9 protein-coding genes are annotated in these 9,901 nt (G+C 39.8%); 5 read left to right on the top strand and 4 right to left on the bottom strand.

Going from position 1 to position 9,901, the window contains the following annotated elements; translation table 11 throughout:
• On the top strand, nt 1–371 hold a 371-nt coding region (gene eda / locus K358_RS0101990), incomplete at its 5' end, for a bifunctional 4-hydroxy-2-oxoglutarate aldolase/2-dehydro-3-deoxy-phosphogluconate aldolase (protein ID WP_027695257.1).
• A 193-nt stretch (nt 372–564) separates the two neighbouring features.
• Here the strand turns inward: eda and K358_RS0101985 are convergent.
• Both K358_RS0101985 and K358_RS17895 read right to left on the bottom strand, forming a co-directional pair.
• Nucleotides 565–1,602, bottom strand: a complete 1,038-nt coding sequence (locus K358_RS0101985; RefSeq protein ID WP_027695256.1) for a polysaccharide lyase family 7 protein — start codon at nt 1,600–1,602, stop codon at nt 565–567.
• A 313-nt stretch (nt 1,603–1,915) separates the two neighbouring features.
• On the bottom strand, nt 1,916–3,304 hold the full coding sequence (locus K358_RS17895; RefSeq protein ID WP_244875215.1) for a polysaccharide lyase family 7 protein: 1,389 nt from the start codon (nt 3,302–3,304) through the stop codon (nt 1,916–1,918).
• Nucleotides 3,305–3,901: 597 nt separating this feature from the next.
• Here K358_RS17895 and K358_RS0101975 point away from each other — a divergent pair.
• The 4 genes from K358_RS0101975 (at nt 3,902) to K358_RS0101960 (ending at nt 8,128) form a co-directional block, all read left to right on the top strand.
• Nucleotides 3,902–4,864: a TRAP transporter substrate-binding protein gene (locus tag K358_RS0101975; protein ID WP_027695255.1), complete on the top strand. Its 963-nt coding sequence runs from the start codon at nt 3,902–3,904 to the stop codon at nt 4,862–4,864.
• Between the two features lie 178 nt (nt 4,865–5,042).
• Nucleotides 5,043–5,519: a TRAP transporter small permease gene (locus K358_RS0101970; RefSeq protein WP_027695254.1), complete on the top strand. Its 477-nt coding sequence runs from the start codon at nt 5,043–5,045 to the stop codon at nt 5,517–5,519.
• 12 nt (nt 5,520–5,531) lie between these two features.
• Nucleotides 5,532–6,839 (top strand): TRAP transporter large permease, encoded by a 1,308-nt coding sequence (locus K358_RS0101965; RefSeq protein WP_027695253.1) that lies wholly within the window; start codon nt 5,532–5,534, stop codon nt 6,837–6,839.
• A 260-nt stretch (nt 6,840–7,099) separates the two neighbouring features.
• Nucleotides 7,100–8,128: a polysaccharide lyase family 7 protein gene (locus K358_RS0101960; RefSeq protein WP_425315030.1), complete on the top strand. Its 1,029-nt coding sequence runs from the start codon at nt 7,100–7,102 to the stop codon at nt 8,126–8,128.
• A gap of 63 nt (nt 8,129–8,191) precedes the next feature.
• Here K358_RS0101960 and K358_RS0101955 read toward each other — a convergent pair whose 3' ends face one another.
• On the bottom strand, nt 8,192–9,235 hold the full coding sequence (locus K358_RS0101955; RefSeq protein WP_027695251.1) for a GMP reductase: 1,044 nt from the start codon (nt 9,233–9,235) through the stop codon (nt 8,192–8,194).
• Nucleotides 9,236–9,523: 288 nt separating this feature from the next.
• Nucleotides 9,524–9,757 carry a hypothetical protein gene (locus K358_RS0101950; protein ID WP_027695250.1) on the bottom strand — a complete coding sequence of 78 codons (234 nt, stop codon included), beginning with the start codon at nt 9,755–9,757 and terminating at the stop codon, nt 9,524–9,526.
• Between the last annotated feature and the right edge of the window lie 144 nt (nt 9,758–9,901).

The raw sequence follows: 9,901 nt of genomic DNA, 5'->3' as shown, positions 1-9,901 counted from the left end.
ATTTCATCGTAAGCCCAGGCTTAAACCCAACGACGGTTAAATACTGCCAACAAAAGAACATGCCAATTGTTCCGGGTGTTAACAACCCAAGCCTAGTTGAGCAAGCAATGGAACTGGGTCTTAAAACCGTTAAGTTCTTCCCAGCTGAACCATCTGGTGGCGTTGGTATGTTGAAAGCATTAACCGCTGTTTACCCCGTGAAATTTATGCCAACCGGTGGCGTAAGTTTATCAAACATTGATGACTATCTATCTATCCCAGCAGTATTGGCATGTGGCGGTACTTGGATGGTTCCTACTTCTCTTATTGATAATGAACAATGGGATGAGTTAGGTACATTAGTTAAAGATGCTGTAGCAAAAGTAAACTAATTTAAAATACCCAAGTAATTATATTTCCTAGAAACTTATCATTCTCACCCTGAATGATTTTTTGCCCCGACGCCCCAGTTGGGGCTTTTTTTATACCATTAAAATATTAAAGCAAAAAAAGCCCCACGATAATGTGGGGCAAAGTACTTCAACCTATAAGAGCAAATCAGTGGAGCATAGGATTAAAAATCTTCTATTGATCAAGCGTTAACTTGTAGAAGCTTACTTTTGTGTAATCACCCGCTTCTATACCATTGTTGGTACATTGAGATGAGCCAGTATTACATTGGTTGTATGCACCTGCTTTAAAGTACATCCAATCTTGTGCGTAGCTAGTATCTTTCGCTTCACCTGGGTACGGCTTGCTTAAATCAATATCAAAGGTTTTAACGATTTCAGTCGGCTCACCAATATTCTTCTTGAATGTTAGGTACATGATATTATCTTCAACATTGACATCGTAAGAGAATACTTCCCCTAGTGCGATACCATCTTCTGGTGATGCATCAGATTGCTTTAAGCGGTTTTTCCCAAATACATCATGTTTGATGTCTTTACGGTCAGCTTTATTTTCTGGATTCGTTTCATAGTTCCAAGAAAGTGAACCTAGATCATGGTTAGGCAGTTTGCGGTAAATGATCTTCAATGGCTCGTTGTTTGAGCCATGAATTTGACCAATAACCACCGCATGTGCGCCAGATTTTGAATCATTACCACTGGTGCTCACCCAATCTACTTTTAAGACTGCAGATAAGTGACCACCCACTGAACCGTATTCATCAGCATTGTCATTGGCTGCAACTGCAAAGTTGTTATCTGGTGCTTTATATTCTGTTCCAAGCATTGCACGTAACTCAGTACGAGCATTCTTACTATTTGGAGTGGTTACCGCATGGTTTGGAACACTAAATACCATCGCGCCAGATGCTGGATCAGTAAAGAACCAATCTGGATAAGAAAAAGGAGGTACATGGTTGTTTAACTGTTCTTTTGATAATTCCATCGTCTTACCTTGACGCCCTGGTTTATCATCTGGGTACGGTAAGTTGATTTTCCATTTAGATAAATCAAAGTTTTCAGCAGGCGCTTTATTGACATCAAGCTGTTTGATTAACTCTGCTTGAGTTGCAGTCGGAGCTGCCATGGCTGTCGAGGTAGAGTTTGATTGTTCTGCTGTCGAACAACCCGCTAATAGACCTGCAACAACCAATCCTAAATATACTTTTTTCATTTTAGATACATTCCCTAATTCAGATAATAACTGCGCCTCTAATGCAAAAACTATAACTTAATATTGTATTACTTAATGTGAGGTAGGTAGATTTATAATCTTTTCATTCGACTACAAGCAGCTGAAAATGCAAGGAAGTTAATATCGAAAAACCGTTAAAGCCTTGTTTCGTCTAGTATCAGCACAATCAACCCCACAAAGATTAATCATACAAATAAGTTCATTTTTGTGATCTTTCTCAGCATTAGACGGATAAAAAAATAAGAGCCTACCGGTAAGTAAGCTCTTATTATCTTAAGATTTGTCGATTTTATTAATGATTGTAATTGTCGTGAGTATTGCTTAACTCGTAGAAAGTGACTTTCGCATAATCATCGTCTTCACTGGTGTTATCTTGTAAGTAAATACCGGCTTTGAAGTACATGTAGTTACTTGCATCATCATAACCACTGCCCGGCATATCGACGGTTTTCTGTGCGAGCTGTGAACCATTTTGGCTAATCGTCACAATTAAATCGTCACCGTTGACCGTAATGTCGTACGAGAAGGTTTCATCCAACTCAATACCATCTGATGGATTGCTGGTTGAATTTAAGCTACCACTAGAACTCACCATTGAACCAAGTAAGTTGTACCAGGTTTCATCACCACCATCTGATTTTGATGTTTCGTGAGCAAAGTAGATCGCCCCTTTACTGTTGTTCGGCAACTTATGGTAGTACAGGCGAATCGGTTCATTATTCTGAGCATGGATCTGCCCAACCACAATACGACCAACTTGTTCATTGTTTGATGAGGTTGTCGTTACATGGTTCACCGCTAACGTGGCTTTTAACGTTCCATCGATACCAGCAAAATCACCTTGATCACTACTTGAAATACTTGAGAACGCCCAGTTATTTTCTGCACCACTGGTAGATTTAGAAGTATCACCACGACGCAACATTTCACGTAGTTCTGTACGAACATACTTAGTATTTTCTGATGTTTTATAGCCTTTCACTGGGGTATAGAAGACCATTCCACCATCTGAACCTGTGTAGAAAAAGTCATCTTCATAGCTTGCGGCTAATTCATTTTCTTTAATTGATGTCGCGTAACCGTCACCTTCATCTAAAGGAATACTTAGATACCAATCTAATAAGTCAAAATTGCTAGAAGGTGCTTTACTTGCATCTAAATCAAAGTCCGAACCACCTGAGCCTGACGAACTATCATCACCAAAGGCTTGAACTTCCATGATATTGGTCCAATCACTGCCAGCGGTATTATCAAACACTTTAATGCGAACCCAACGAGCTTGAATATCATCAAAATCATAGGTTTCTAATTGTGCCGATGAACCTGAGCTATTTCCCGAATAGACTTTAGTCCAAGTATTACTTGAACCATTGGCAAGTGTACGAATCTCAAATCGGTTACTTAATTGATCGCCTCGACCCCAAGCAACTTTTATATAGTTAAGGTTCTTCACCTCACCGAGATCCAGCACCAAGTTAACCTCACTGCCAGAATCATAAGCCGCCCACCGCGACTCCCATTGAGTTGTACCATCAATCGCTTTAGACGCTGGATAATTACTATGAGCGCCACCCCAATCTGAGGCTTCAACGATATTTAATTGTGCCGCATTTGCAGCTGAGCTAAGCGAAATTAATGCTGCTAATGAGCTTATTTTTGCTGTTTTTCCAAATGACTTCATTCTATTCACCATTTATTAATATTATTGTGAATATTGATATTTCAATTACTACTTAAATATTGGTCCATCAATATTTAACCCCTACCTTTCAATCGAATATTTCCTCAATGAAAACATCTTATGAATCAACATGTCTTTTGAAAAATACGCTTTCTTTTGGCAAAGCACGCCTTTTAGCAAAGCGTGTTTGTAACAAGCAGTTTTTTAGCAAAGCATGCTTTTAACAAACAAGGGATACAAGCCATTTTTTGATACATACTCATTTTGGCCTGCTCAAATAAAATAGCAGCCAATCATAAACTTGTTCATACCCAGATCACACTTTAAATAATTTAATACTACAAACTAGATCTATCAATAATAGACGTCATTCGATTGAAATATAAAAATATTGTGGTATCCATCACTTGAATTCCATTTTAACTCTATAATAAAAAACACATTTATTGTGAATCTATGTATTTCAGCACTAATTCCACTCAGATCACAAATGTGACTAAATGTAAGATGCCGGTCAAATTCTGAACCCTTATTTATTGTATTACAAAATTACATAACTAGGCTAAATATCAAACAACAACATAATAAGGACGTTACATGAAAAAGCTGATTTTACCTCTTGCTATCGCGGCCCTCTTTACTAACTTTTCTGCCTCAGCAAAAACCTTAACTCTTGGCCATGCAATGTCATTAGACAATGCAGCCCATAAAGGCATGGTTATCTTTGCTGACAAAGTAAAAGAAAAATCGAACGGGGATCTTACGGTCAAAATCTTCCCAAACGCGCAACTTGGTTCAGAGCGTGATCAAGCAGAGCAAGTTGTGACGGGTGCGATTGATATGGCAAAAATCAATGGTTCACTAGCAGAATCATTCGAACCAACCTTTAAAGTTATCTCGATTCCATTCCTATTTAATAGCCCAGAGCACATGCGTTCATTCATGCGTAGTGAGTCTGCTGAAGAATTACTTCAATCAAGTAAAGGTAAGGGCTTCATTGGCTTAACGTTTTATGATTCAGGCTCACGTAGCTTCTATGCGAAAAAACCAATTAAAACGCCTGAAGATCTTGCTGGCTTAAAAATTCGTGTTCCAGAATCTCCAACCATGATGAAAATGATCAGCTTACTTGGTGCTAAAGCTACGCCACTTCCATTTACAGAAGTGTACACCGGCTTACAACAGGGCGTTATCGATGCGGCGGAAAACAACGTGTCGAGCTTAGTTGAGATGCGCCACAGTGAAGTTGCTAAATTCTACTCAATGGACCAACACACGATGAGTCCTGATTTGATCATTATCTCTGAAAACACTTGGGCAAATCTAAGTGAAGAAGAGCGTAAGATCATGAAAGAAGCTGCAGCGGAGTCTCTAGAAGAAGAAATCAAAATCTGGGATCAAACTGAAAATGCTAACGTTGAAAAAGCGAAAAAAATGGGCGTAACGTTTGTTGAAGTGGATAAAGCTAAATTCCAAGAGAAGGTAAAACCTATGCTGGATGACGCGAAGAAAGATCCAAAACTTAGCTACTTCATCGATAAAATCCAAGCGATTAAATAATTCAACATCGTACTTTATCATGTTTGCTCTATTGAGGTTTTAACAACAATATAGCCAAAGTAATTGGAACTGCAGTGAGACGATAAGTGAAAAAACACTGTCAACTTATCTGCAGTTTCAACTTCGTAAGCTAAGGGCAAACAGCTTTTGATAGTATTAAGGAACGCACATGTTTGTTCTGCTTAAAAATATAAGATCCTACCTAGATAAATCCATATTAATTTTTTGCGGCTTTGCATTACTGGCTTTAGTTGTCACAGTAACTTGGCAAGTATTTAGTCGGTATATTTTAAATGACCCAAGTTCATTTACTGATGAGTTATCACGCTATTTAATGATTTGGTTAGGTCTACTGGGCGCCAGTTACTTATTTGGTAAAAGAGGCCATTTAGCCATTACTTTATTGGCTGATAATATTCCACCAAAATGGAATACCGCACTTCAACTCTTTATTAACTTCCTTGCTTTATCTTTTGTTTCTCTTGCCATGTTAAAAGGTGGCTGGGCGTTAATTGGGCGTACTATGCAGCAATTCTCCCCTGCTTTACAAATCCCAATGGCCTACGTGTATTTTATTTTACCCTTGTCCGGCGTTCTAATTGTTTTCTATTTAATACTCAACATTTTAGAACCTTTTATTAAAGAATCTCACTAAGGTCCCGCGAATATGGATATTTCTGTTGGTTTTTGGCTGCTATGCCTGTTTTTAACCATGATTGCGCTCAGTGTGCCGATTGCGATTGCAATTGCGATGTCTTCACTGGTGATCATGTACACCATTCTCCCTTTTGATGTTGCTTCAATGACTGCTGGACAAAAGATTGTTACCGGGGTCGATAGCTTTAGTTTGCTTGCTATTCCATTCTTTATTCTGGCAGGCAATATAATGAACCGAGGCGGTATTGCGGGCAGGTTGATTAACTTTGCGAAGTTGTTAGTTGGTCGTCTTCCTGGCTCTCTTGCCCACGTTAATATTTTATCCAATATGATGTTTGGTGCGGTATCTGGCTCGGCAGTTGCGGCAGCAGCAGCGGTAGGTAAAACCCTTGCACCTGAAATGAAAAAAGAAGGTTACGACAAGGCTTATTCAACAGCGGTTAACGTTGCTTCTTGCCCTGCTGGCCTACTCATTCCACCAAGTAATTCATTGATTGTTTTTTCCGTAGTCAGTGGTGGTACTTCAGTTGCCGCTTTATTTATTGCCGGTTACGTTCCAGGCATATTAATGGGCTTAAGCTGTATGGTTGTGGCCTACATTATTGCGAAACGTAAAGGTTATGATAAACACGCGGTCGAGCGTCATACTTTAAGACAAGTGGCCTCCATTGTATGGCAAGCCGTACCGAGCTTAGGTTTAATTTTCGTGGTTATCGGCGGCATTATTGGTGGGGTATTTACTGCAACCGAAGGCGCTTGTATCGCGGTACTCTACTCTTTTATTTTGTCGCTGTGTTATCGAACGATCAGCTGGCAAGATATTAAACAAATCAGCATTGAAACCACTGAAATCACTGGCATCATGCTGTTTATTATCGGCGCTTCTACCATTATGTCTTGGGCAATGGCATTCACTGGCTTGCCGGGAATGATCAGTGATTGGATGTTATCTATTTCTGATAATCCGATCATTATTTTCCTATTAATGAATCTTATTTTATTAATCGTCGGCATGTTCATGGATTTAACTCCTGCACTGCTCATTTTCACCCCAATCTTTATGCCAATCGCGGCACAGCTTGGTATGGACCCGATTCATTTTGCCATGATGATTATCTTTAACTTATGTATTGGTATTGCCACCCCACCGGTTGGTACGGCTTTATTCGTAGGTTGTAGTGTCAGTGGTGTCAAAATTGAAAAAGTGATTCGAGCCATTCTGCCATTCTGTGGCGTACTAATTATTACCTTATTGCTGATTACCTTTATTCCAGCATTAAGCTTATTCTTACCGAAATTTTTTGGTTTAATTCATTAATAATCAGAGTGTTATAGAGGTATCCATCATTAACATTATTCTCCCTAGTTAAATGTAAGCTAGGGAGAATAAAAAGTTTTAAAAAGTGATCTTACGCTATTTTCCCTTCCTTAATATGTGACAAAACTCACCACCCCACCTTTTGTATTATTATAAGATTTTATTATCTAGACGTTAATTAGATATCTGTACCCAAGTATAAAAAACAATTAAAACATAACGTTAAATAAGGATAGAAAATGTTAAAAAAATTCCTCTGCATGTCGGTTATCCTAGGTTGTTCAGCAAACGCGATGGCGCAAGCCGCTCCTGTACCTGCTGACAAGTTTGACATGATGAACTGGAAAATTACCGTTCCAGAAGACAGGGATAAAAACGGTAAAATTGACGAAATTGAAGGGGTAGCAATGTTTAGCTATTCAAACCCTGACTATTTCTTTTTAGATGATGATGGCAACATGGTTTTCCAAGTACAAAATAAAGCCATCACTACATCTGGCTCATCGAATGCTCGCTCTGAACTTCGTCAAATGCTACGTGGCACTAACTTAGATATTCACGTAAAAGCCCCTGAAAATAACTTTGCTATTGCTGCTCACCCTGATGCTGACAAATACGCAGCAGTTGGCGGTAAGCTTGAAGCAACATTAAAAGTAAACCATGTTGCCACTCATGCTAACCAACCAGATAAATACCCTGCTTACTCTGTTGTGGTAGGCCAAATTCACGCGAACAAAGATCCAAAAATGATCGAAGCTAAAATTGGCTTTGGTTACGGTAATGAGCCATTAAAAATCTTCTACAAAAAATGGCCAGGACACGAAAATGGCTCTGTATTCTTTAACTATGAGCGTAACTTAGCGAAGAAAGATCCAAACCGTACTGATATTGCCTACCCAGTTTGGGGCAATACTTGGGAAAACAAAGAAGATCCTAAAGATGCAGGTTTAGCACTGGGGGAAGAGTTTAGCTATGTTGTTGATGTTGAAGGTAACATCATGCACTTAACATTCACTTCGAAAAACCACAAGACGGTTGAATATAAAATAGACCTATCTAAAAACCTGAAGCCTGACGGCACTGTAGATGAGAAAGATAACCCACGTGGCTACGCGGAAGATTCATTCTACTTTAAAGCGGGCGCATACGGTCAATGTAGCGTGAAAGACGATGATGGTTTCTGGTCTCCTGGTTGTGCAGGCACTGGTGACTTCGCCACTGACGTGAAAAATGGTGACTACAACAGCGTGACTTTCTCTAAACTTGAGTTAACGTCATTTAAAAAGTAAAGCCATTTAAGGTATAAAAAAGGCCACTTTTAAAGCGGCCTTTTTTGGTGTTAATAATCCAGTTTATTCACGTCCATAAACATTGTTTTCTTGCTCTTGAACACGGATAAAGGTAGTACGCTTAGTTAGCTCTTTAAGCTTCGCTGCGCCAACGTAGGTACAGGTTGAGCGCACCCCACCTAGGATATCGTTGATCGTGTCATGCACAGATCCACGGAACGGAATCAATACGGTTTTACCTTCCGCTGCACGGTATTTCGCAACACCACCAGAGTGCTTCTTCATTGCAGACTGGCTACTCATGCCGTAGAACTTCATGAAGGTTTTGCCATCTTGCTCAATGCGCTCGCCGCCTGATTCTTCATGGCCAGCTAACATGCCACCTAGCATTACGAAATCTGCACCGCCACCAAAGGCTTTCGATACATCACCCGCACATGTACAACCACCGTCACCGATGATCATGCCACCTAGACCGTGTGCAGCATCGCCACATTCGATAATCGCGGAAAGTTGTGGGTAGCCGACGCCGGTTTTCACGCGAGTCGTACATACAGAACCTGGGCCAATACCAACTTTAACGATATCTGCACCAGCTAGAATAAGCTCTTCAACCATATCACCAGTAACAACGTTACCTGCGCTGATCACTTTATCAGGGAACGCTTCACGGACTTTCATTACGTAGTCAACAAGGTGCTCAGAATAACCATTCGCTATATCAACACAGATAAAGATCAAATCATCGCTCATTGCCATGATGTCTTTGGTTTTTTGAAAGTCGGCTTCTGAAGTACCGGTTGATACCATTGCGTTATTTAATACGTTCGCATCGTTTGATTCGATAAAGCCTTTCCAATCTTCTACTGAGTAGTGTTTATGAATCGCAGTCATTACACCATGTTCTGCTAACGCTTTCGCCATATCGAAACTACCAACAGAATCCATATTAGCCGCAATAACAGGTACACCAGACCATTGACGTCCGCTGTGCTTGAACGTAAAATCGCGGGTTAAATTTACTTGAGAACGACTTTTTAATGTTGAACGCTTCGGGCGGAATAACACATCTTTAAAGCCTAACTTAAGTTCTTGTTCGATACGCATAATGCAAATTTCCTTAATTACATAGAATGTATGCGTCCTTTTGGCGCCGCAATCGTGTATCTATTGCATGCGAGATGAATACTTTGGCAGAAGTGCTCACCTATATTTCGGACACAAAAAAACCGGAGCGTTGGCAGACGCTCCGGTTTTCAGCATTATAGGCTGTGATTTTTTTATTGCTAGTCTGCTATTTTAAATTTTTTTGTGATACCTTACGCCAGATAGCAACTCAAAAACTGACTACTCAGTCAACACCACTCCCAATGAAATGCATTATTTATCAATCTGTTATGGGAAAAATGTAAGAATCGCAATCCGAAAAACCACCGCAAATACTAGCAAGCTCACCCCAAACTTATAAAACTTGAACTCACTCACTGTCATATTGACACGTTTATAGAAAACCGTCACTACCCCTTTCCAATCTTGGCTACGCTTTCCATATTCAAATAAGCTAAATAGAACGCATGCAATTCCAGACAGCAGTACCGCTTTTTCAAACACAACCAAAAACATTTCCATTGTTATCCCCTCTCCCTTTACACCTTTAAAATTACTATGCCGTGTTCTGCGGAAAAGATCTGTAGAACTTAAGTCGAATTGATACCGGCATAACACCAATTTCAGATTGAACAGATAAAAAAGAGCCGATCATCGCTGATCGGC

Source organism: Vibrio litoralis DSM 17657 (genome assembly GCF_000426765.1).
GTDB classification, from domain to species: domain Bacteria; phylum Pseudomonadota; class Gammaproteobacteria; order Enterobacterales; family Vibrionaceae; genus Vibrio; species Vibrio litoralis.
The sequence above is the reverse complement of the archived record's forward strand: the minus strand, read 5'-3'. Positions and strand labels throughout refer to the sequence as shown.